Annotated in this window: 23 protein-coding genes; 7 read left to right on the forward strand and 16 right to left on the reverse strand. The window is 46.0% G+C overall.

Annotated features, from left to right (window positions below; all coding sequences use genetic code 11):
• Positions 1-48 precede the first annotated feature (48 nt).
• Positions 49-1,248: a hypothetical protein gene (locus ACQ5DJ_RS00675; protein ID WP_429840748.1), complete on the reverse strand. Its 1,200-nt coding sequence runs from the start codon at positions 1,246-1,248 to the stop codon at positions 49-51.
• Positions 1,249-1,766: 518 nt separating this feature from the next.
• Here ACQ5DJ_RS00675 and ACQ5DJ_RS00680 point away from each other — a divergent pair.
• The gene (locus ACQ5DJ_RS00680) at positions 1,767-2,408 is read left to right on the forward strand and encodes a hypothetical protein (protein ID WP_429840749.1); all 642 of its coding nucleotides are present in this window, start codon (positions 1,767-1,769) and stop codon (positions 2,406-2,408) included.
• A 53-nt stretch (positions 2,409-2,461) separates the two neighbouring features.
• Here the strand turns inward: ACQ5DJ_RS00680 and ACQ5DJ_RS00685 are convergent, their stop codons facing one another.
• A complete protein-coding gene (locus tag ACQ5DJ_RS00685; RefSeq protein ID WP_429840750.1) occupies positions 2,462-3,217 on the reverse strand; it encodes a hypothetical protein in 756 nt (251 codons plus the stop codon).
• Positions 3,218-3,393: 176 nt separating this feature from the next.
• Here ACQ5DJ_RS00685 and ACQ5DJ_RS00690 point away from each other — a divergent pair, with 176 nt between their 5' ends.
• A complete protein-coding gene (locus tag ACQ5DJ_RS00690) occupies positions 3,394-4,251 on the forward strand; it encodes an SDR family NAD(P)-dependent oxidoreductase (RefSeq protein ID WP_429840751.1) in 858 nt (285 codons plus the stop codon).
• A gap of 62 nt (positions 4,252-4,313) precedes the next feature.
• Here the strand turns inward: ACQ5DJ_RS00690 and ACQ5DJ_RS00695 are convergent, their stop codons facing one another.
• Complete coding sequence (locus tag ACQ5DJ_RS00695) at positions 4,314-4,823, reverse strand: DUF2165 family protein (RefSeq protein WP_429840752.1); 510 nt, start codon at positions 4,821-4,823, stop codon at positions 4,314-4,316.
• A gap of 241 nt (positions 4,824-5,064) precedes the next feature.
• Between ACQ5DJ_RS00695 and ACQ5DJ_RS00700 the strand changes: the two genes are divergently transcribed.
• On the forward strand, positions 5,065-6,552 hold the full coding sequence (locus tag ACQ5DJ_RS00700; protein WP_429840753.1) for a PLP-dependent aminotransferase family protein: 1,488 nt from the start codon (positions 5,065-5,067) through the stop codon (positions 6,550-6,552).
• 507 nt (positions 6,553-7,059) lie between these two features.
• Here ACQ5DJ_RS00700 and ACQ5DJ_RS00705 read toward each other — a convergent pair.
• The 10 genes from ACQ5DJ_RS00705 to ACQ5DJ_RS00750 all read right to left on the reverse strand — a co-directional run bounded on the left by ACQ5DJ_RS00705 (position 7,060) and on the right by ACQ5DJ_RS00750 (position 16,463).
• Positions 7,060-8,016 (reverse strand): carbon-nitrogen hydrolase family protein, encoded by a 957-nt coding sequence (locus ACQ5DJ_RS00705; protein ID WP_429840754.1) that lies wholly within the window; start codon positions 8,014-8,016, stop codon positions 7,060-7,062.
• Between the two features lie 70 nt (positions 8,017-8,086).
• Positions 8,087-8,659 carry an SCO family protein gene (locus ACQ5DJ_RS00710; RefSeq protein ID WP_429840755.1) on the reverse strand — a complete coding sequence of 191 codons (573 nt, stop codon included), beginning with the start codon at positions 8,657-8,659 and terminating at the stop codon, positions 8,087-8,089.
• Between the two features lie 15 nt (positions 8,660-8,674).
• On the reverse strand, positions 8,675-9,001 hold the full coding sequence (locus ACQ5DJ_RS00715; RefSeq protein ID WP_429840756.1) for a c-type cytochrome: 327 nt from the start codon (positions 8,999-9,001) through the stop codon (positions 8,675-8,677).
• 36 nt (positions 9,002-9,037) lie between these two features.
• A complete protein-coding gene (gene cyoE / locus ACQ5DJ_RS00720) occupies positions 9,038-9,904 on the reverse strand; it encodes a heme o synthase (RefSeq protein WP_429840757.1) in 867 nt (288 codons plus the stop codon).
• Between the two features lie 28 nt (positions 9,905-9,932).
• A complete protein-coding gene (gene cyoD / locus ACQ5DJ_RS00725; RefSeq protein WP_429840758.1) occupies positions 9,933-10,265 on the reverse strand; it encodes a cytochrome o ubiquinol oxidase subunit IV in 333 nt (110 codons plus the stop codon).
• Positions 10,266-10,862 carry a cytochrome o ubiquinol oxidase subunit III gene (gene cyoC / locus ACQ5DJ_RS00730; protein ID WP_429840759.1) on the reverse strand — a complete coding sequence of 199 codons (597 nt, stop codon included), beginning with the start codon at positions 10,860-10,862 and terminating at the stop codon, positions 10,266-10,268.
• Positions 10,862-12,835: a cbb3-type cytochrome c oxidase subunit I gene (locus ACQ5DJ_RS00735; RefSeq protein ID WP_429840760.1), complete on the reverse strand. Its 1,974-nt coding sequence runs from the start codon at positions 12,833-12,835 to the stop codon at positions 10,862-10,864. Before ACQ5DJ_RS00735 ends, cyoC begins: the two co-directional genes overlap by 1 nt.
• Before the next feature lie 36 nt (positions 12,836-12,871).
• A complete protein-coding gene (cyoA, locus tag ACQ5DJ_RS00740) occupies positions 12,872-13,777 on the reverse strand; it encodes a ubiquinol oxidase subunit II (RefSeq protein ID WP_007723961.1) in 906 nt (301 codons plus the stop codon).
• A 280-nt stretch (positions 13,778-14,057) separates the two neighbouring features.
• Positions 14,058-14,975, reverse strand: coding sequence for a pseudouridine-5'-phosphate glycosidase (locus tag ACQ5DJ_RS00745; RefSeq protein ID WP_429840761.1), 918 nt, complete (start codon positions 14,973-14,975; stop codon positions 14,058-14,060).
• Between the two features lie 30 nt (positions 14,976-15,005).
• On the reverse strand, positions 15,006-16,463 hold the full coding sequence (locus ACQ5DJ_RS00750) for an aminotransferase class I/II-fold pyridoxal phosphate-dependent enzyme (RefSeq protein WP_429840834.1): 1,458 nt from the start codon (positions 16,461-16,463) through the stop codon (positions 15,006-15,008).
• Positions 16,464-16,692: 229 nt separating this feature from the next.
• On the opposite strand from ACQ5DJ_RS00750, the gene hisC reads away from it, so the two are divergent.
• Both hisC and ACQ5DJ_RS00760 read left to right on the forward strand, forming a co-directional pair.
• Positions 16,693-17,808: a histidinol-phosphate transaminase gene (gene hisC / locus ACQ5DJ_RS00755; protein ID WP_429840762.1), complete on the forward strand. Its 1,116-nt coding sequence runs from the start codon at positions 16,693-16,695 to the stop codon at positions 17,806-17,808.
• Between the two features lie 190 nt (positions 17,809-17,998).
• Complete coding sequence (locus ACQ5DJ_RS00760) at positions 17,999-19,294, forward strand: MFS transporter (protein ID WP_429840763.1); 1,296 nt, start codon at positions 17,999-18,001, stop codon at positions 19,292-19,294.
• A gap of 75 nt (positions 19,295-19,369) precedes the next feature.
• Here ACQ5DJ_RS00760 and ACQ5DJ_RS00765 read toward each other — a convergent pair whose 3' ends face one another.
• Together ACQ5DJ_RS00765 and ACQ5DJ_RS00770 are read right to left on the reverse strand one after the other, a co-directional pair.
• Positions 19,370-19,552: a hypothetical protein gene (locus tag ACQ5DJ_RS00765; protein WP_007723975.1), complete on the reverse strand. Its 183-nt coding sequence runs from the start codon at positions 19,550-19,552 to the stop codon at positions 19,370-19,372.
• 12 nt (positions 19,553-19,564) lie between these two features.
• Positions 19,565-20,395, reverse strand: a complete 831-nt coding sequence (locus tag ACQ5DJ_RS00770) for a hypothetical protein (protein ID WP_429840764.1) — start codon at positions 20,393-20,395, stop codon at positions 19,565-19,567.
• Between the two features lie 504 nt (positions 20,396-20,899).
• Between ACQ5DJ_RS00770 and ACQ5DJ_RS00775 the strand changes: the two genes are divergently transcribed.
• A complete protein-coding gene (locus ACQ5DJ_RS00775) occupies positions 20,900-21,823 on the forward strand; it encodes a hypothetical protein (protein WP_429840765.1) in 924 nt (307 codons plus the stop codon).
• Between the two features lie 42 nt (positions 21,824-21,865).
• Here ACQ5DJ_RS00775 and ACQ5DJ_RS00780 read toward each other — a convergent pair whose 3' ends face one another.
• Positions 21,866-22,951, reverse strand: a complete 1,086-nt coding sequence (locus ACQ5DJ_RS00780; protein ID WP_429840766.1) for a DUF5050 domain-containing protein — start codon at positions 22,949-22,951, stop codon at positions 21,866-21,868.
• 196 nt (positions 22,952-23,147) lie between these two features.
• Here ACQ5DJ_RS00780 and ACQ5DJ_RS00785 point away from each other — a divergent pair, with 196 nt between their 5' ends.
• Positions 23,148-23,918: a hypothetical protein gene (locus tag ACQ5DJ_RS00785; protein ID WP_429840767.1), complete on the forward strand. Its 771-nt coding sequence runs from the start codon at positions 23,148-23,150 to the stop codon at positions 23,916-23,918.
• Positions 23,919-23,954 lie beyond the last annotated feature (36 nt).

A 23,954-nucleotide genomic window follows, 5' to 3' on the forward strand; every position in this document is an offset into this window, starting at 1 on the left:
GCTCCACGTAAAAAAGCATTCGAATTCCGAATGCTTTTTGTCGTTTCCTTACTCATCCATATACTGAAAGCCTACGATACGACCTGCTTCATCGACGGAGATCGTGATTCCCTTGCCTTTGGCTGGACGGAACGCCACCTCTGCTGTCACAAATCCATAGTCGTAGTCTTCAAAAATGGCACCGCCACCTCCCCGCTCTACCTTTGCCTCTACGTTATACTGACTTGCTTGATCGCCCACCAACTGTTTCAAGAAAACGGCCGCTTTCTCTTTTGCCACCTTCTCGGCAGGGAGCTTTTTCGACACCCACGCTGGGTTTTGGATCATTACTTTACCCAATTCGTTTGTACGGGTTTCCATGATAACGAAAGCTTCTGCTCGAGGAGTCGGACTGTACACCTGTTTTTGTGCTTCAAACATTTTCAGGAGTTGCCAGTTACCTTCGATACCATAGTTATCATAATCGGAAAACTGTGCAGTGTCTGGGAAAAGCTGGGTCACCTCAGCTACTACCTTTTCCACCTCAGGGGAAAACTTGCTCTGCTCCACTCCCGCTGGAATGCTCACTTCGAATGTTTTCTCATCAAATGCAGGGTGGAAATCCACCTTGTCTACGTTGTACGAAAATGCTTGTGCTTGATTGTGGGTGAAGGTGCGTTTGAGCAGCAGCCCTGTTTCTTTGTCGATCCACAAGTCATCCTGGTAATGGTGAGGCTTGCCATCAATTTTCGCATCTTCTTTTTTGACGACTTGATACACGGCCCGATTCAACAGTTGTGCTTCCTTCAAGGTGATCGTCACCTTCGAATCTGGCAACGCCACTTTCAAGCGCTGGAGCTCTCGCTTCGTCTTGTTGATTTCGTTATCGTATGGGCCAATCGTTGCGGAGTGGACAAATCCTCTGCCGCCTTCTTGATACGCCGCCACCTGTCCTGCCTTTCCTACGGCATGCTGAACCCTTTTCCCGTCTGAGATTTCCTCTCTCCATTCTCCTTTGATCGTGTTATCCCATGTTTTTGCCTTTTGGGTCTCGGTGCCCTGCTTCGCTTTCGATATGTGCGTGGATTCAATGTACATGGAAACGGGTTGTTTTTTGTCCATTTCTTTGACGAGCTGATCAAAAGTGATCGCTTGCGCTTTATTCGCAGCGACTACCATGTTGGTTTGAGCTTGTGCGATCCCGAATGGGGATACCACTGAGAGAAGAAGTGCTGCCATGCTAGCAGTAACAAGTGCTTGCTTTTTCATGTCGGTTCATCCTTTCGACTCGTTGATTGCTGTTCACTTGTTACGATCCTCGTCATGCACAGCTTGTGACACAAACCCCTGAAAACATATGTTTTCGATCATCCCTTTTAGCAAATCGCTAGTATACATAGGGAGAGTCAGCCGATAAAAAAGTGATCGAATGGTGCCGTGCTTTTGGCTTTCAGCAAGTCATTGTGCTCTCATCGGACAATGGTACTCCTTGTCCGACGATGTTTCTGTCTTGTGTCGGCCGTTTTGCGGTTCAATATTTGGGAGAGAAGATTCGCAACTGCTATATTACGACACAAAATATATGAAAATAGGAAAATACGCCCATTTTTCAGTTATTTTAATAGGTGTATTTAGTCCTAGTACCCTTGAGTATGTAAGAGAGAAGGGGTATTGTTCGAATTTTCACAATTAACCTCTCGTATTCCCAGTATTATACACCCCATGATAGAATCGGAAAGGAAATTCCGTAGTTTTCCAATTATGTATAAAAAGGTGGATCTATTCAGATGAAAAAACTAGTATCCGTAGCTTTGTTGCTCTCCATGTTGGCTGTCTCTGCTTGTTCAAACAAGCCAGCTGATACTAAGCCAGCTGAGCAAAATGCAGCACAAACCACAGAAGCCGCTAAAACAACTGATGCGCCAAAGACAGATTCGGCTACACCAGCGCCAGCTACAAACGACAAGCTGGAAGCGAAAAAAGTTCTGAACGACAAAGTGGAAATCTTGATTCCAAAAGGCTTTACTGTCATGTCTGATGAGATGGCAAAAGAAAAATACCCAATGGAAAATCGTCCTTCCTTGATTTATACCGATGAAAAAGGTTCCATTAACATTGCGTTTAGTCATACAGAAACACCTATTCAAGACAGCCTTCTCAAAGACATGAAGGATCCAATGAAACAAGCGTTCTCCAACATGTACCAAGATGCAACCTGGTATCGCGATGAAGTAATCCAAATCAACGGGAAAAACGTTGGTGTGTTCGAACTGCTGACTCCTGCTGCTGATACGAAAATTTACAACCTCATTTTCTTTACAGAGCTTGACGGCAAAATGCTGATGACTACTTTCAATTGCACCGAGGCACAAATGGAAGAGTGGAAGCCGCTCGCACAAGAAATCTTGATGTCTTATAAAGTGCAATAAGGAAACAACGCTTCCCCCTCATAAAGTAAAAGCACCCTCTCATGGGTGCTTTTTTACCTTTTATCCCACTCTTTCTTCCAACGAAGCAAAGCCTCCCGAGAAGGATACGGATTGGGAAACTGCAATGCTCGCTCGATGGATTGAAGAGCCAGAGCATGCATCCCTGCTTTTCTTTGCGCGTCCCCTAGGTAGTACCAATACCTCGCCGCATCACTCTCTTCAAGAACAGACTCATAGTAGGCAACGATCTTCTGAAAATAATAGGGATAGACATCATCTGCGATTACCAAATTTCCTGCGTCCCACCTATACACCTCTACTTGAAACGCTCTTCCGCTATCATGTAGCCACAGCGCAAGCTCAGCGTTGCCATCCATTCCATTAACCCCCGGCATATCTTCTACCTCAACCCTGCTTGCCCGTGTCTCCTGATGGAGCATGTGCATAAATCCATTCGCTGTCCACTGCAAAATATCTATATTCGACCATACCCCGCCTATTTGCCACCCGATCAATAAGCTATTCATTTGGGCGTTGACAATGGGAGCAGCCAATAATTCGGAAACCGTATAGCCTTGTCCTTTGAAATTGCCGATTGGATGCCAGCGATTCTCATCCTGCTTGGCAATCATGACGTACATTTCTCCTTGGTTGCGATAAACACAGGCTACTTCCTGATGCTTATCTCCATCGAGATCAGCGACGATAACGGCTGGTTGATCGTGTGGCTTTGGCATGACCACTAGTTCTGCCGTAGGAGGTATTAAGCTCTTTATGACGCTCCGATGCTGCGTTCCGATTCGATTCATATTGGTCTCACCCATCTTTTCCAGTCTCAACAAAATATATGCTTCTTTTTTCACCACATGCTCGCAGTATCCTTGATTGCACTCGCACACAAATAAAAATAGACATTTTATTTAATTGTCTATTATAATCAAAACAATAATTAAGTTTGTTTGCGTAAATTTAAGGGGGGCCTATCATGAATCAGTTTGAAAACAAAGTAGCGGTCATTACCGGAGCGGCCAGCGGTATTGGTCGCGCATTGGCAATGCGCTGTGCTGAGGAGCAGATGAAGGTTGTTCTTGCTGATGTAGAAGTAGCAGCACTTCAACGAGTAGAGCAGGAGTTAAAGGCAGTAGGAGCAACTGTCCTCGCCGTTGTAACGGACGTAAGCAAAGAAAAAGATATCCAGAAGCTTGCACAGAAAACGCTAGACTCGCTCGGTGCTGTCCATCTATTGTTCAACAATGCAGGGGTTGGGGCAGGCTCGACAATCTGGCAAAGTACCCTCGCTGATTGGCAATGGGTCATGAATGTGAACTTGTGGGGAGCCATTCACGCTACACAAAGTTTCGTACCCATGATGTTAAAACAAGGGACTGAATGCCACATCGTGAACACCGCCTCTCTCGCTGGCCTTGAGTCCGGACCAGGGAATAGTATTTATCGTGTAAGCAAGCATGCGTTAGTCAGTCTGTCGGAAACCCTCTATCATGAATTGAAAATGATTCAAGCCAAAATCGGAGTTTCCGTTTTATGCCCCGGCTTTGTTCAGACGCAAATATGTGACGCCCATCGCAATCGTCCAGCCGAGTACAGCAAACCAGGAGATATTGTGGAGCCCTCACCGATGACCACCGCCATCGACCAGTTCATTCGTTCAGGTGTCGAGCAAGGAATTTCTCCGAAAGAAGTAGCTGATCACACCTTCCTAGCGATCAAGAGCAATCGCTTTTACATTCTGCCAGATCCCTCGTATAAAGAGACTGTGCGTCAGCGAATGGAAGATATTTTGAACCAGCATAACCCGACGTTCGTGATTCCCTCGCATATTTAACTCCGATTGAAAATGCGATTCAAACCAAAAAGCCACGCTCTCAAAGGAACGTGGCTCTTGTTTTATCTATCCGTTAATTCTCGATCTCGTAAAGAAACCAAAATCACGAATCCAATCATCACCTCTGTAATGTTAAACGCTACCTGCTGACCATTCCATACTTGTGATTGCCACATGGCGAACCACTCTGCGCCCACAATTGCAAATCCGAAAAACCAGATACAAAAAGCAACCATGTATGCGATGTATGCGAATGTTTTAGAGTTATTGAACGTTTTCGCATCCTTCTTTACATTACGCAGCATATTTCCTGTAGCGACCCAACCATAAAGGGAGAACACCCCTTCCGCTATGATGATTCCGATATAAGCTATAGTGTGAGCAGTAGGATCAGTAATCGCTCGCCACATAAGTGCGTTACCCTCAAACGTGGTATCCATGGACAGAACATGTTGAACAAATTGATAATTGGAATGGTAGTCCATAAGATTCCCCAAGAAAATGGACGTCCCAAATGCTGCGGACAGTGCTACAACCAAAACCTTCAAATACCGTAACGTCAAATTACTCAATGATGATCACTCCTCTTTTCCCCTATTCCCATATAATGTCTTTACTCATTCTCGATCGGATTGACACACCCTTTCTCTTTGCAAGAAAAATCTATCTATTTTCATCACGAGTATTCATCACCATTAGATGGAAACCTATTCGGAACTGGAACCATCTAATTCATGATTTTTTTACCCATCCATGTTCAACAGTTTGGAACGATTTTGTCACATGTATTTTTCTTAACAATGTTATGATGAAATGGATTCCCCCCATATAACAAACAATGAATATGTGCAAGGTTGTGATTATCATTGGAAGCCTGATCGGTCGAGCAGTCAAACACTATACCACCAAATAGCCGATGAGATTGAACGCAGAATTTCATATGGAGAGTTCCCCCCTGGGAGCCTGCTCCCTTCTGAGAGAAAACTGGCTGAGCAATTAGGAGTAAACCGAAGCACTGTTATTTTAGCGTACGAGGAACTTCGGGCATTAGGCATCATCGAAAGCAGAACAGGAAGCGGTACTCGTGTGAGTAAAAATAAATGGGAGGCAACTCCGAAGCATACACCGAACTGGCATCGATATGTAGAAGGTGGTCAATTTCTCCCGAATTTGTCTTATCTGCGGCGGATCAGAGAAGCCTTGCAAAAAGACAGCAGCCTCATCGATTTTGCGAGTGGTGAATTGTCTTCCCAACTCTCACCCGGCAAGGAAATCAGTACCCAGATGAAGGAAAACCCCTTCACTGAATATTTGGGATACGACAATCCACAAGGCTTTACGCCATTGCGTGAAGAGCTGGTCTCGTATTTGTCACGATACCGGAATGTGCAGACAACCGACTCTTCCATTCTGATCACGTCGGGTTCTCAGCAATCTCTGTATTTGATCACCCAATGTCTGCTTGCACCAGGCGATGCAGTTGCCATCGAAGATCCCTCTTATTGTTACTCGTTGCCTATGTTTCAATCTGCTGGCCTTCGTCTGTTCCGCCTTCCTGTCAGCAATAACGGAATCGATCCAGAAGATATTCGTGCCTTGTATAAAAAGCATCGAATCAAGATGATCTTTATCAATCCTACTTTTCAAAACCCGACAGGGATTTGTCTTGATCCCACTCGGCGCGCGCAACTGTTGGATGTAGCAAGCGAACTCGGTCTTCCGATTGTCGAGGACGATCCTTTCAGTCTGACTTCCTATGACGGCAAGCCTCCACTGCCACTCAAATCATTGGATCAGCTTGGCTCCGTTGTCTACATTGGTTCCTTTTCCAAAATTGCTGCATCCGGTTTACGAGTCGGTTGGATGGTGGCTCCTCATTCCGTTGTCGAACGTTTGGCAGATGCCCGCCAACAAATGGATTTTGGCCTGAGTGTGGTGCCACAAAAAATCGCGGCCCAGTTTTTACATTCCGATAACTTCCTGCCACATTTAGAGCGGTTACGTATGCATTTACAGTACAGAAGAGATTTGCTTGTGGAGGCACTGCAAAAAGAGTTGCCCAATGAGCTGTCTTTCACCGTTCCCCAAGGCGGATTACACTTGTGGTGTAAAATTAACCCGGATGTGAACGACAACCAATTATTTGAAGAAGCCCTTCGCAGAGGCGTCGTTTTTGTGCCAGGCAGTGTGTATGGCTCAGACTCCGGCTACATTCGCTTTACCTTTGCGCGACCAAAAGAAGAGGAAATTACGCTTGGTGTCACTAAATTTGCGGCTGCGTTGAAGGCTGTTTTGACCTAAAGATGGTGGTCCGCTAACTATTGTGGTCGGGAGAAGCCCTGACACATGTTTTCCAGTCGCCTGTATCCTCTCTACGCTCGGGCGGTCTCCTTCCAAACATGTGTCAGGACTTTCATACATTTTTTGTTTATTTCAGGCTATTAGAGCGTTTTGCGTGTTAGAACAGAGGAGCTTGATACCACTGATTTACTTCCTTGGATTCACGTTCAAGTTCTTTGCCAAAGCTACGTAGGAGAAGCGCATTTCCAGTCCAAGCGCCTCTGGAGCCCATCCCAGCACAGGAAGAAATGGCGGGGAATTTCAGCTTCACTTATGAAATGCTTCTTCGAAAATTCTACGTTTGAAGCGCTCCCGCCATTTCTTTCTGTGCGGACAGTCTTCCCCCCTTGCAGGGCGTAGGTTGAAGCGTAGACTGGAAATGCGCTTCGCCTCCACTACAGCAACTTAAAAAGACCTCCACCGTTTTATAGCAAATGGAGGTCTATTACTATTTAGTTGCAAAATGTCCTACTTCATCCATTTCACATTCTCTTTTTTCTCTTCATTCACCAACAATGTAAAAACATCCGGTCGCGAGTAATGTCCAACGACATCAAAATCGAATTGGCTATAAGCGATGTCGCGAATGTCCAGATCAGCGTAAAGAATCTCCTCCCGACCAAAAACAGGCTCGACGATATAGTCACCCAATGGCCCCACAATCGCACTTCCACCTCTGCTCATCTCGTCTGGCGAAGAGGCAAGATCGTCGTAGCAGGCCAAATCAGTTGGATACATATCTTTTGTTACGTACTGATTGCTCGATAAGACGAAGCATCTGCCTTCCAATGCGATGTGGCGGATGGTAGCTTGCCATGCATCCCTTGCATCAGCTGTAGGTGCGATATAGATTTGAACGCCTTTTGCATACATCGCTGCTCGCGCTAACGGCATATAATTCTCCCAACAAATCAGGGCCCCGATCTTACCGTAAGGAGTATCGAATACCGGCAAAGTACTTCCGTCCCCTTCGCCCCAAATCAACCGTTCGGATGCAGTTGGCTTCAGCTTGCGATGCACGCCGAGCAACTCACCATCAGGTCCGAAAAATAAGACGGAACAATATAAGGTGCCGCCGCTATTTTCATTGTCTCTCTCGATCACACCAATGACGAGATACACGCCAGCCTTGCGCGCTGCCTCCCCGAGCTTGTCTGTCTCTTCACTCGGGACGACAATTGAATTGTCCCAATAACGAAACCAGTCTTTGCGACCTTCTGAGGAACGACTGCCTACCTTTGTCCCAAAAGTAAGGCCTCTTGGATACGCCGGGATAAAAGCTTCGGGAAAAACAACGATCTTCGCTCCCTTTTCTCCTGCTTCCAGTGTCAGTGAAACAGCCTTTTCCGTACTTGCCTCCCTATCCATGATGACAGAAGCAGCTTGCACAACAGCAACTCGAACGTTTTGTTGCGGATTAGACATATTGACCTCCCCTGCTCTCCTAGAGAAATTCGCTTGTTCTCCTACTATTCGGTGTATCCGAGGGTCTCCCCTACTGCTGCAACAATTTAATATCCTCGATAATTTTATCGTAAGGCACGTCCGTCATCCCATCATAGCGACCAACCAGATTCCCCTGTTGATCGACCAGATACAACAGCGTGTCGTGAATAACTTGATCGGAATTCGGGTCCTTGGCTATCGGTGTCTTAAACGATTTGAGAATAAACGTTTTGATCTCTTCGAACGTATAGCCCGTCAAAGCGTGCCAGTTTGAGAAATCGGCATTGAATTTGCTGAGATACGTTTTTAATGCTTCTGGCGTGTCTCTTTCTGGATCGACGGAAAAGGAGACGAACTCCACATCCAGACCCGCTTCTTTTGCTTTTTTCTGCAATTCGGCCATGTTTGCTGTCATCGTCGGACAGACGGTTCCACAATACGTAAAAATAAAGTTGGCGATCCATACTTTATTTTCTACTTCAGTTGAAGAGAAAGGCTTCCCTTCCTGATCCGTATACGCAAATGGATGAACCGGATTGTTTAGATCATATCTTGCTGGAGCACACGCAGTTACCAAAACCATCAGGATACTGAGCATGATCAACCAAGCTGTTTTTTTCATGGTACCGCCCCTCTCCTATTCCTTTTTCTCAGAGAGCCACTTCGCTAACTGGCCGATTTCTTCGGCGCTGAGTACATTTTCATAACCAGGCATGCCATTTGCGCCGACCGTAATTATTTCAACGAGTTTTTCCTCTGTCATTTTCGAGCCAACTTGCTGCAAGCCTGGACCCACCCTACCGGATAAGTCGTTACCGTGGCAGCTCATGCAATTATTTTTGTATAGCTTCATCGCACTTTTATCTGCATCTGCAACTTCTGCTTGTTCTTCTATTGCACCACTTCCGCATGCAGTTACGAGCAAGAACAGAGAACCGATCATTAGATACCTGATAGCTTTCATGGAACTCCCTACCCTTCCTACGGGAATGACTATCCCTTACAAAAAGGGACGGCCTGCCGTATCCACTACCATGCACACAAACACAATCATCAAATAATTAATTGAGATGAAAAAATTCGTCTTCGCCCATTTTTCCGTATTCTCCGACACAATCCCAATAATCGTATGCCCCATCCATACCATTCCGAATAGGAAGGAAACAGCGAAAAAGATAATCCCTACGTAACCCAACACATACATAATCGTTACCGTTGGCAATAGCAACACTACGTACGGAATCATTTGCAGCTTGGTCCGCTTGATCCCCTTCATTACCGGGAGAAGAGGAAATCCAGCCGCTGTATACTCGTCTACACGTCTAATGGCGAGCGACCAGAAATGAGCAGGCTGCCACAAGAAGAGCAGAGCAAACAAAAGCCACGCTCCTGCGTCAATCTCATTCGTATAGGCACAATACCCCATCACAGGCGGCATGGCCCCGGACACTCCACCAATGGACGTGCTCCAAGTGGACGTTCTTTTGAGCCACATCGTGTAAACGACTACGTATACGAACATCCCGAATAATCCGAGCCAACCTACTAGCGCATTGACTTTATAAAATAGCACCAGCTCTCCCACAAGACCGAGAACCAGGGCGTACAGCAGTACGCCCCCAGGTTTCAGTCGTCCAGTAGCAAGTGGCCGGTCTTTCGTACGGGTCATTTTTTGGTCAAGCTGCCAGTCCCAAATGTTATTTAACACGCAGGACGAAGCCATTGTGAGTGTGGTACCAATCATCAGCCATAACAAAAGCATCCAATCCGGCTCCCACTTACTCGCTACCCAATACCCGCCGAATGCCGCTACCAGATTGAGTTGAAGAATGCGGGGCTTGGTGAGCTGTATCCAGTCTGCTAGCATCTCCCTACCCCCGATTTAATTTACGTCATTATAGTGCGACCATGTTATACATCATGATCCAGATGGAGCCGATCACGATGAGGAATACGATAAACAACCCGAGTAAAAGCGACATCAAGTTGTATCTTGGTTTATCCTCTTCTTTCAGATGCATGAAGAAGAATAACTGGACAATAAACTGGAACAGAGCCGCTACTAAATAGATGATGATTCGCTTATCGCTATCCATCCAACCATTCTCTAGGGCCATGATGGGAATGATGGTGAGTACAAGCGACAAGACGAAACCGATCACATACGATTTCAGGGAACCATGACCGCCGTGTTGTTCTGTCGTGCCATGTGCAGATTGCTTGCTCAATTAATTCACCCCCATCACATACACGATGGTGAAGACGAAAATCCAAACAATATCAAGGAAATGCCAGAACAAGCTGATGATGTTTACTTTTCGTTTCGTTACGGGTGTAATGCCGCGCTTCGCGATTTGCATGATGACGATGATCATCCACCCTATTCCAAGCGCCACGTGCAAGCCATGCGTTCCTACCAGCGTGTAAAAAGCGGTCAGGAATGCACTCGTGCTAATCGTTGCCCCTTCGCTTACGAGGTGTATAAACTCGTTGATTTCTAAGAACAAGAAGGATGCTCCCAAAAACACGGTAACTCCCAGCCAGTTCATCAAAGCAAGACGATTGCCTTTATTCATCGCGAGAATGGCAAGACCGCTCGTAAAGCTACTGGTCAGCAAAATAAACGTACTCGCGTAAATACCATTCATTTGAAACAAATCTTTTGGACCTGGTCCACCATCCGTATTTCCTTGCAGTACGATATACGTCGCAAACAAGGTAGCGAATAAGATTACATCCGTCATGAGGTAGATCCAAAAGGCAAACGTGCGCAATTCCTCTTGGTCTGGATGATGATCATGATGTCCAGCATTCACATTAGCCATTACGTAATCACCCTCCCTGCTTCAGCCTCTGTACGTTTAATCTCTTCCACCGTGACGTAATAGTCCGTGTCGTAGTTAAACGAGTGAACAACCATACACGCAAGTACACCGATAAACCCTGGGACGGCCATCCATAGCCAGTCAAAAATCAAACCGAATCCGACAAAGAACCAGAACATGGACATCACGATTGGAACACCGGAGTTTTTCGGCATATGAATCGGTTCCAGCTCTACTTTCGCCGGCTTTTCCAAGCCTTGCTCGATGCGCAGCTTTCTTTCATGCCAATCATCTTGAGACGTTACCTGCGGCATTACGGCAAAGTTATAGAACGGAGCTGGAGAAGGAATCGACCACTCCAACGTACGGGCATTCCATGGGTCTCCTGTTGTATCTCTCTTCATGTGCTTGATGCTGTGTGCAATATCCCAAATTTGGACAAGAAACGCAGCACCCATGATTACGGCACCGATCGTCGATACCAGGTTCATTTCGAACCAACCTTTGTCCCAGCCGTACGAATAAAGACGACGCGTCATTCCCATCAAGCCCAGCGCGTATTGCGGCATGAAGCACAGGTAGAACCCGATGTTCCACAGCCAGAAAGCCCAACGACCTATACGCTCATTCAGCTTGAAGCCGAAAATCTTCGGCCACCAGTAATACAATCCCGCGAAGAATCCAAACACGACACCCGCAATAATTACCTGGTGGAAGTGGGCAACGAGGAAGTAGCTATTATGATATTGGAAGTCAGCAGGTGCTACGGACAGAAGAACACCCGTCATCCCACCGATGACGAAGTTCGGGATAATCCCAACCGTCCACAGCATCGGCGTTTCGAACGTAATTTTTCCTCGGAACATCGTAAACAGCCAGTTAAACACTTTCACACCCGTCGGAATCGCAATCAACATCGTCGTGACCGCGAAGAAGGCATTGACGTCCGCGCCGGAGCCCATTGTGAAGAAATGGTGCGCCCATACGAGGAACGACAGAACACTAATAATGATCATGGCGAACACCATGGATTTGTAACCGAACAGCTTTTTCCGAGAGAACGTCGCAACGATCTCGGAGAAAATCCCGAACGCTGGCAGAACGATAATGTAAACTTCCGGGTGACCCCACATCCAAATCAAGTTGATGTACATCATCGGATTACCGCCGCCATCCAAGGTAAAGAAGTGTCCACCCAAATAACGGTCGATAAACAGCAGTGCCAATGTAACAGTCAAGATTGGGAATGCGAAAACGATTGCGATACAACTCGACAAAACTGACCAGGAAAACATCGGCATTTTCATCAACGTCATACCAGGAGCACGCACTTTCAAGATCGTCACAATAAAGTTAATCCCGGTCATCAAACTACCAATACCTGAGATCTGAATCCCCCAAATGTAGAAATCCTGACCTGGTCCCGGGTTAAAGGCTAGCTCCGAATACGGCGGATAAGCCAGCCATCCTGCATCCGGGGAACCCCCAATGACGAAGGACAAGTTAAACAGCATCGCCCCTGAGAAAAACAACCAGAAGCTGAGCGCATTCAGGAACGGAAACGCTACGTCACGTGCACCTAGTTGCAGCGGCACGATGACATTGAACAAACCAAACATGAGGGGCATCGCCATAAACAGAATCATGATAACGCCATGCGTCGTAAAAATCTGGTTGTAGTGATCCCCACTCAAAAACTGCATATCAGGCATGGCGAGCTGAGCCCGCATCAGGAGAGCATCTACCCCTCCTCGAAACAGCATGAGAACGGAAGCGAGAATGTACATGATACCGATCTTCTTGTGATCGACAGTTGTCAGCCATTCGCGCCAGAGCCATCCCCATTTTTTAAAGTAAGTCAGCACCGATACGATTGCGATCATACTGAGCACAATGCTGACGTCCGCACCGTAAATAAGTGGATCGCCTGTTACGAAAAATTCAGAGGCGAATTCTTTCACACTCTCCCACATCGTTGTCTCTCTCCTCCCTCTTTCAATTTCAACCGACTATTCTTTCACCCGCGCTGGCGGTTGCACTCTCGTAGATAAGCCGTGGTTGTGTGAAGCAGCATACTTAGTCACAGTCATCTCGTACAATCCTTCAGGGAAAGCAGAGAAATAACGTACATCCGATGTTCCTTGTTTGGTCAGCTCTTTGTAACCATCCAGCGACAGCTCAGGGGAAGTATTTTTCACCTGATTCACCCATTGATCAAAGTCTTCTTGGGAAGTCGCATTCGCTGTAAAGAACATCTTCGCAAATTCTTTACCGGTAAAGTTCGCACCAGATCCCATGTACTCACCCTGCTCATCTGCTTGCAGATAGAGAGTCATAGACATGCCGGACATGGCATAAATCTGACCGCCAAGCTGTGGAATCCAGAATGAATTCATCGGGGCGTCAGATGTCACTTCAAAGCGTACTGGCGTATCCTCTGGGAATTGCACGTAGTTCACAGTGGCAATGCCTTGTTCAGGATATTGGAACAGCCACTTCCAATCCAAATTCGTCACTTGAATCGTGATCGGTTTCTTCTCGGATTCCAACGGTTTAGATGGCTCCAAAGAATACGTGTACTGAACTGTCACGATCCCAATTAACGTAATAATGATGATGGGAATGCCCCACCAAATGATTTCCAGTTTCGTACTGTGTTCCCAATTAGGCGTGTACTTCGCCTTTCGTCCTTCTCTGTCACGGTATCGCCATACAATGACAAAAGTAAGAATTAATACAGGAACAATCACAATTAACGTTAAAAGCGTGGATAAAATCATTAAGTCCTTTTGCTGTTCACCAATGGGTCCTTTCGGATCGAGCACGATATAGTTATCAGCGCAACCGGTCGTCAAGAACAGCAGGATGAACATGAACAAAAACGACATACAGCGTACTGTCTTGGACGTCTTCATGTCCTTGTCCTCATCTCCTATCACCATGCACGGGGTACTATTGAAACAAGTCTTACTTTAAAGCCGGACCACTGGAGTGTCACCAGCCAATGACAAAGTGGATCAACCAACCATGTTCAATAATCCGCTACATTTCAGACACTTTTTAGACATAAAAAAACCCTTCTTTGTCTGAAGCAGGAGGACTAAGATCAATTCCCCGCACAAGGAAGCCATTCACTCCTATTACAAACCCTTGAGTAAGCAAAAGAAAAAGGCCACCCCAAGGCGGCCTTTCCTCCTATGATTCACTACGGTTTAACGCAACGGCAATTTGTGCAGCGAGCTTTGCATTATTTTTCACCAGAGCAATGTTCGCCTCTAGGCTTTTTCCGCCTGTTCGTTCTTTTACATTCGCTAACATGAATGGCGTTACTTGCTTCCCAGTGATTCCTTGGTTTTTCGCATCATGCATCGCTTGGAGAATAATCGCTTCGATTTCATCGTAAGGGATGGCATCCGCTTCGAGGATCGGATTGGCAATCACCGCTCCGCCCTTCAAGCCGAGCTGCCATTTAGCATCCAGCATCGCAGCTGCCTCTTCTGGCTTATCCATACTTACAGACACATCAAATCCACTGTGGCGGGAGTAAAAAGCCGGGAACTCCGTTGTTTGATAGCCAACAACAGGTACTCCGAGCGTTTCCAAGTACTCCAGTGTTCTTCCGATATCCAAAATGGATTTGCAGCCCGCACATACGACTGCCACATTTGTCTCTGCCAGCTCCGTCAAATCAGCAGACACATCCCACGTCACTTCCCCTTCACGGTGAACACCGCCAATTCCACCTGTTGCAAACATGCGAATGCCTGCCAACTCAGCACCGATCATCGTCCCCGATACGGTTGCTGCTCCTATTTTTTTCGAGGCCAAAATATACGGAATGTCCCGGCGGCTAACCTTCGCCACATTTTTGTTTGTCGCGAATTCTTCCAGCTCACTCGCACTCAAACCAATCTTGATTTGCCCGTCCATAAAACCAATCGTTGCCGGAACAGCACCATGATTGCGAATAATTTGCTCTACGTCATTCGCCATTTCTACATTTTGCGGATAAGGCATTCCATGGGAGATAATCGTCGTTTCTAGTGCAACAATCGGTAATTGATGATCAAGTGCGTGTCTGACCTCTTCCGAAAAGCTGAGATATTGTTTCATAAAATTCTCCTCCAATGCCTGGTTGTTTGGTTATTCCTTGATGACACGTATGGTTTGTAGCGTAGGGTCTTCAAAGCCTTGTACAGGTAAACCTGCCTCGAGGTTTTTCTTCGTATAGATGAGGTTCTCTTCCGAAATGATCTCACCCGGGATAAAAATCGGAATACCTGGTGGATATACCATGACAAACTCCGCGATGATTCTTCCCACGGATTGTTCGACAGGAATCATCTCTGTCGGTGCGTAAAATGCATCGCGCGGAGTGACAGCCAGTACTGGTATTTTAGGAAGCTGCATTTTCGGGCGAATTTTTCTGTTTCCTTGATCCTCAGACCCGGCAGCCAGCTCCTCCAAGGCATAGACGAGGATTTGCAAATCTTCTTTCGTATCACTTGGTGTGATAATACAAACGATGTTGTACAGGTCAGATAGCTCTACCTCAATGTTATAGCGATCACGAAGCCATTTTTCAGCTTCATATCCCGTCATACCGAGGTCTTTTACCGAGATGACCAGCTTGGTCGGATCATGAGCAAACGCTCCATTTGTCCCGATAATTTCTCTCCCAATGCAGTACAAATGATTAATTTTATTGATTTGAGCTCGTGCTTCGTTTGCCAGCTGAATCGTTTGATCCAATAGCGCTTTCCCGGATGTCACCAACCGCTTTCTCGCCACATCGAGCGAAGCGAGCAGTAAATAGGAAGTGGATGTCGTAGTGAGCATGCTATAGATAGCTTGTACACGCTGAATCGAAACGAGATTTCCCTGAATGTTCAACAACGAGCTCTGCGTCAGAGAGCCTCCTAGTTTATGCATACTGCTTGCTGCCATATCTGCACCAGCTTGCATCGCTGATAGTGGGAGCTTGGGATGGAAGTGAACATGTGAGCCATGTGCTTCATCTACGAGTACAGGGACTCCTCTGGCATGCGCAACTTGAACGATACTCTTCAAGTCACCAGCAATTCCGAAATAGGTTGGATTGATGACTAGAACTGCCTTTGCATCGGGATGCTGTTCCAATGCTTTTTCCACAGCTTGCGGTGTGATTCCATGTGAGATCCCGAAGACAGGGTCTATTTCTGGATGTAAAAAGATAGGAGTCGCACCCGATAAAACAATTCCGCTCATGATAGATTTGTGTACATTCCGTGGCACGATGATCTTATCGCCGGGATTACATACCGCCATAATCATGGTCATAATGACTCCGCTCGTACCTTGAACAGAAAATATGGTGTGATCAGCGCCAAAGGCTTCAGCAGCCAATTCCTGCGCTTGTTTGATAATTCCTTTTGGTTGATGTAAATCATCTAATGGTTCAATGTTAATCAAATCGATGGAAAGTGCATTTTTTCCCATGAACCATCGAAATTCAGGATCCATCCCTTTCCCTTTCTTATGACCGGGTATATGGAATTGGATTGGATTCTTCTGGGCATGCTTTCTCAGCCCGTTGAAGAGCGGCGTTTGCCCTTGAATCAACATTTTTCCCACCTCACTATCCTTCCGTGTTGTTTGAATGAGTGTTGTTTCTGGGCTGATTATAAAATAAGCGGCTCCTTCCTTCATGATCCAATCTTGACTTTTATGAACCATCCAATTTGTGTCCTTCCTCGTAATTGGTCTGTTTCATCTTTCGCGAATTGGCTGGTTACAGTGCTGGAGATTTCACTTACAGTGTTGCTACCATGAAGTTTTGGAGGCCATATAGATGAAACAACTGCCCACGACACAATCGCGAAAAACATTAGAAAAGATACAATCCTATCAACCTGGAATGCCGATTTGGGAGATTAAGAAAATGTACGGACTCTCTCATATCATTAAATTAGCCTCAAATGAAAATCCACTCGGCCCATCCCCTAAAATTATCCGCGCCATTCTCGGTGCGATCCCGGAGCTGCATCGTTACCCCGATGCCCATACAACCACGCTGAAAGAGCACTTGGCTGATCATCTTGAGTTAAGTACGGAGCATTTAATCGTCACGAATGGCGGTGACGAACTGATCAAGCTCATTTCGGAAACCTATTTGGAAACGGAGGACGAAATCGTCGTGCCTTCACCGACTTTTAGTGAATATGAATTCGGGGCACATCTCATGGGGGCTGCCATCAAAACGGTTCCGCTTGAGGCCGATTATGCCTTCAATGTCTCTGCTATTTTGGCAGCCATTACGGATCGAACAAAGCTGATCTACCTTTGTTCCCCTAACAACCCGACAGGCACCTATTTGACTCGTCAGGACTTGACGGCATTACTAGACAAACTGCCAGATGGGATTCTTGTGGTACTCGACGCTGCTTACAGTCACTATGCAACGGCTGACGATTACACAAGTGGTATTGAATTTGTCCGCCAAGGATACCCTGTTCTCGTCTTGCAAACCTTCTCAAAAATTTACGCCCTTGCCGGTATTCGCGTCGGATTTGGCGTCGCTCACCCATCCGTGATCCAAAAAATCCTGAAAGTAAAAGAGCCATTTAACGTCAATTCTTTGGCACAAACAGCCGCAATTACCGCCCTTGGAGACGTGGAGCATTTTGAAAAATCCCTCATGGAAAACACCAAAGGCCGCAAGCAGCTGTATGATGCATTCGATGAAATGAATATCCCTTATACCGTGAGTATGTCTAATTTTATCTTCGCAAAATTGGGGCCAAATGCAGGTAGGATTTATCAAGAGCTGCTGGAAAGAGGAATCATTTTGCGTTACGGAGACACTTGGGGGTTACCGGAGCATATTCGAATCAGTGTAGGTACGCTGGAAGAAAATCAAATCCTCATACAAAACCTCCGTGAGCTATTGCTTATCGTAGGAAAATAAACGAAAAACACCGGATAGAAAATGTCCGGTGTTTTTGCTTTTGCAAAGTGCTTATAAAGCTGGATTATTCTTGTGTTTACCCGTCGCCAATACTATACTGAATGCAAATTCCCCAATCCTTTCCACAGGAAGGGATGACTGAAATTTCATAACTTCTTGAAAGCTTTCTCTCCATAGAAAGGTGGATCAGATGTCACTCAAACCTGAAGATTTACAAAGCTACATCGACTCCCCAGATAAACAGCAAAGACTATACAAACGAACGCTCTGGATTGTCGTCATCTCACAAATTTTCGGCGGTGCAGGTCTTGCGGCAGGTGTCACCGTAGGGGCTCTCCTCGCTCAGGATATGCTCGGTTCAGAAAGTCTTGCAGGCATCCCTGCCGCATTACTCACGCTTGGCTCTGCTATCGCTGCATTGCTGGTGGGTCGACTCTCTCAACGCTTTGGACGCCGTTTGGGTCTCGCTAGCGGGTTCTTAGCCGGTGGTATTGGCGCAATTGGGGTGGTTATCGCAGCCGTCGCAAACAGTATTGTCCTTCTGTTTGCTTCCTTAATTCTATATGGGGCTGGCACCGCTACTAACCTGCAGGCCCGCTATGCAGGCACTGACTTGGCAAAGCCTAAACAGCGAGCGACTGCCGTCAGTATTGCCATGGTCTCCACTACATTCGGGGCCGTTGCAGGACCAAACCTGGTGGAAGTCATGGGACGATTCGCTACATCCATCGGTGTCCCCGCTCTGGCTGGTCCTTTCATCTTGGGTGCCGCAGCCTTTATCCTCGCTGGTCTCGTTTTTTGGGTATTGCTTCGCCCAGACCCGTTCATCGTTTCGAAAGCAATCGCCGAAGCACAACAAGTGGATCAGAGCTCGCCGTCCTTTCTGAATGAGAATCAGCTTGCAGGCAACAACCAGGGAATCATCGTGGGAGCCACCGTCATGATTTTGACGCAGATCGTCATGGTCGCCATTATGACGATGACACCTGTACATATGAAGCACCACGGACATGGTCTCTCTGAAGTAGGCATCGTCATTGGTTTTCATATCGGTGCGATGTACCTCCCCTCACTTTTGACGGGTGTACTCGTTGACAAGATCGGTCGCTCCACAATGGCTTATGCTTCAGGTGTCATACTGCTTGCAGCCAGCATGACTGCTGCTTTTGCGCCAGCCGATTCGATGCCGCTACTCATCACGGCTCTTGTGCTGCTCGGACTGGGCTGGAATTTTGGATTAATTAGCGGCACAGCACTCATCGTGGATGCAACGCAGCCCGCTACTCGTGCGAAAACGCAGGGAACGGTTGATGTCTTGATTGCCTTGGCTGGTGCATCCGGTGGAGCCCTTTCTGGTATGGTCGTCGCCAATGCCAGCTACGCAATACTTTCCCTTGCCGGAGGAGCTATATCACTGTTGCTGGTCCCTGTCCTAATATGGTCCCACAAAAAGAGCAAACACAGTGTAGAGATCTCCCAAAACTAAAGCCACCCTCATCAGGTGGCTTTTTCTCTATCCTAAGTACCTCGAAACAAAAAATAACACTGCGCACAGGCAGTGTCATTTTCCTCCAACCACTTTATTATCATGTCGCTCATTCGGACTATGCTCATCTACAATCTGTTTTAAGCTAGCGAAGCCAGGAGTAAATTTGCTGTTGGGAATCTTCTTCTTGGAAGAGAGATTTTTCGAGTAAACAGCAGTTTCGTTGCCTCTTTTCGCGAAGAACTCAGCTAATTTCATCGTATCCCACTCCTAACTAGCTCTCTTTAAGGTTTTGACCTTATTCACAAACTTGGTAACAAATCCTAATAATAACATATACGTAGTCAACCGCTCGAACTCCTGCATATTTTCGGGAGTAAATGTGTCATTCTTGTAAACAGCGACCGCAAATCCAAGCCTGAACTTGCCAAAATTTTTTACAATCGCAAATTGTTCAATATCCGTGTTTTGAATACGTCCCTTTACTTGTTTATCGGCAATTCGGCAATCCTCTTGAAGCATCGAAGACAGTAATAGAGTTCGTACCGTGTCGAAATCTTTCAACTCGGTTAAGTAAAACACTTCAAACTGCTTGTCATTATTCGTAGGTACGATCCAGTAACAGCATAGCTCGTCCGGTTTCAATCCATAAATCGTCTTTACTTCCATTTCAAATGCCTTCATAAACGTGATCGCATTCGCATTAATAATAGCTGTTGATTGACCGCTGCCATCCAAACTGTAAATCGCATTGGCCAATTCTTTCTCACAATATTTCACTTCCATCTGGAACTCGATCTCGTTCCCTCTGATCTTATCGCAGATGAACAAAACGATGAATACCATTCCTGCCAAAATGGCGGAATACAAGATAGACAAGCCTAGGACAGAGCCTAATGAAGCTAGTTTGTTTTCCTCATGTGGCGGTGCTAGGATAAACAGCCATTCGATCGGTTGAAACATCCACTTATGTATGACTGCTATCAAATCTGGCAGCAAACCTTTTAACAATTCAAATACGAGCCATGAGACCAGAACGAACAAGATGCCAAGAACAGAAAAAACAATTTTTACATTGCTCTGCATGAGATTCTTTAGCACCTCTAACCTCTCCTTCTGGTAAAGTTTTACATTATTTTAACATTTTATTTAGATTCTACAAATAGGAAAAAACTACCTACATTTAGGTAGTTTTTTAGGCGTTTCTATCGTAATCGTACTGACTTTTTGATTTCCTATGTACTGTATCGTCTGCTGTACAATCTTGCTGTTCTCTTCAATTCTCTTCAGTGGTTTAAATGAACTCAACAATTGCACGTTCCCCCTATCGGTATACTGGGTGTAATTCGTAACGAAATGCTCCCTTATTGGTCTGCCCATTTTTCACCGCTATCAAACACGAAATGCTCATCATGACCTTCCATCCATCTTGCTAATACCCCATACCTTATGCCGTTTTGATTTTGTTTAGACCCTCTTCTGGGTGCTGCTTTTCCACTGTTAGTGACGATTTTGTTACGGACAATGTTGCTCCCATTGGCACAATTGACTTCCTCAATCCTTGCCATAATAAAGGATAATCCGAACGAAAAGGAGTTAGTCAGAATGAATTCAGTAATACCGAAGAATGAAACCATTCTTTCCTATATCATTGCCATAGCGCTTATCTTGCTCATGGTAGCGGCTTCCGTCATACTCGATGATCCCGAAGTGATTCTACCAGAAATAGCAGCGATGGCGATTGGCATATGGGTATACCGAGAACCGGGATGGATCAGACAGCCTTCTAAAATTTTTGTGGCTCCGTCGATTACAGCTGCAATCGGATTTGCGATAAATCAACTAGACTTGCCTTACCTTGGAAAAGTAAGTATCACACTTGTACTCATGATGCTCTTTTTACGAATCATCCAATCGAATTTTGGACCATCCCTTGCCACTGGCTTATTACCTCTGGTCACGAATGCCGTTGAATGGTCATTTATGATCTCCGTTGTCATGCTTTCCTTCATCATCATGCTCGGCGTTCTCGCCTTCAAACTGAATGGCGGCCTGGAGAAGAAAGTGAAGATACCGTATCAGTATATGCTCGTGTTCTTGATTTTGATATTCGTGTGGATTGGTTTATGTTGGATAGCTGGTTACCCACAACTGGCCGTTATTCCGCCCATTCTCGTCGTTGTATATGAATCGCTTCACAAGCCGATGTTCAACAGCAAGATGGCCTTCAAGCTCGGCCTGGTTTTAACCATTTCGGCTACAGTTGGTACTTTGCTCTACTTTGCCATTGATTCGTGGGTGATTGTCACGCTACTCGACATGATTTTGATGCTTGTTTTGCTACGAATCGTCGGCATGCGTGTCCCAGCCGCATACGCTTTTCCTCTGCTTCCTTTTGTCTTTCCGGATGAAATGGTGGTCATGTTGCCTGTAGGTGCGCTCATCGCTTCTACATTCTTGTTTGGCTCCGTGCTCCTGTACAAGAAGTGGGAGAGAAAAAGAAGTCAGCTTCTTGCCCCGAGGAATTAGCCCATAACAATAGAGCCACCCGTCTTGGGGTGGCTCTTATCCTTACTTCGCTTTTGGGGTTACCTTTTCCACTTTGTTTTCGCCCATCTTCACTTTGAATACATCTTTTTTATCACGATCGGAGGCTTGATAGTCGTAAAAAAAGATGAAATCTCCCCCGATGTTTATCGATTGACTGGAAATGCTACCTAATGGATACAGCGGGGTTGTCTTGCCGTCCGTCATATTCATTCTGCCTACCGTATGTGCGTCCTTTATTTCTGAGATGTAGTATAGATACTTCCCAGCGACGATGATCGGATTTTCTGCTGGAGGCAACCCTTTCTTGACGAGAGCGGATTTCCCATCCTTTAGTCCGATTTTATAAACATCGACGACGCCTTTATCGTTTACCCATTTTGTGTAGTAAATGAAATCTCCAGAAAGACCGACAAGGGTCAGTTCTTTGTCTTTGCTTACTACCTTATTCTGCGTTCCATTCCGCTTCATTTTGTATAGTTGACCACTCTTATTGGTGTAAAAAATCCAATCCTGATAGAAATAAACTTCCTCATACTGATCAAGCAGCTTCTTTTGATTTTTGCCGTTCGTGTCCATCCTGTACAAAGGACCATAACCATCTGCGTAGTAGATGATATCTCCCACTACGTACAATCTATATACGTTATTGCGATCCCCTTCCGCAAGGCTTCCACTTTTGATGACTGTTTTCGAACTGCCGTCTGTCTTGATTTTCATGAGCTCCGTCACATCTTCATACGTATCATTGATATCGTAAGCGGGCATCTCAAGCTGATAGATTTCTTTCCTAGGCTTATTGCGCGTATAGTAAATCCAGTCCCCTACCACATTCAGATTATCGGCCCAGTCACTACTCAACTTTTGAAGGGAGCTTCCATCCTTTTTGATTTTGTATAAGCCATCGTTGTTATAAAAAATCCACTCTCCTTGAACGGTGACAAAGCTTCGACCTGAATTGATATTGACAGGATCGCTGCCCATAACATTTATCACTGGCTTTTTCGTTGGCGCAGTCGCCATTGTTTGTTGATTGCCAAAGCCAAGAACCACAATCAGACATAATGTCATCGCAATGGTGATGATCCAATTCCCTTTATGTTGCACCATGCGTCCCTCCCGTTCATAGCCTAATATAGCCACAGCGAAGATATCCCCCATTCCGATACAATCCGACAACACTGATTTATGTATACCAAAACAAACCTACTTTTTCTAGATATATATGTAATTTTTGGAAAATTATATATCAAACATATAGGAACAATGGGACGAGTTCTATTTATGATTTCCAGGAGGGAGAACCGTGTCACAAGCAAATTTGCCGAATATTACTCCTACCATAACACTCACCCGTGACGACGCGATTAATATGCTATTGTCCTCTATTGCTATAGAAGAGCTGGCGTTAGGTCATGTCATTAACGCGGAAGGGGAAAAGCTTCCCTCTATTCTTCGTACGATTTCAGGGGTTACTGGGGCTACCGGAGCCACTGGAACAGCCGGAGCCATTGGGGCTACAGGAGCAGCTGGGGCTACAGGAGCTACTGGGGCTACAGGAGCAGCTGGGGCTACAGGAGCCACTGGGAGAACCGGGGCTACTGGGACAACCGGAGCTACTGGAACAGCCGGAGCCACTGGCGTTACAGGACCACAACTGACCAATAGCGCGCATGTCTATAATTTGACTACGATTATAACAACCGTCGCTAATCAGCCTGTCGCCCTCAGTAACAACGGCGTCATAACGGGAACAAATATCACCCATGTTCCGGGCTCACCTGATATCGTACTGGCAGGTGGTCATACTTACTTTGTCACTCATTCTGTCAATATGACGAACAACACACCTCCTGCCATCTTTCTCACACTGAATGGAGCTCCTGTTCCAGGCTCTGGATATACGACTATTGCGAAAGCACCCCAAGCCTCCACCTATTCCGCTATCATAACAGCTCCTGCTGAGGCACCCAGTGTCCTTAACCTCGTGGCGGCAATCAGCGGAACAGTCTTTTTTGCAGAACCATTCCCTCCCCAAACAGCCAATGTCAGCATTACCGTTATCGAGTTATTTTGAGAATAGAAGAAGCCACCCATCATGGGTGGCTCTTTC

This window comes from Brevibacillus sp. FIR094 (genome assembly GCF_050477165.1).
Taxonomy (GTDB): domain Bacteria; phylum Bacillota; class Bacilli; order Brevibacillales; family Brevibacillaceae; genus Brevibacillus.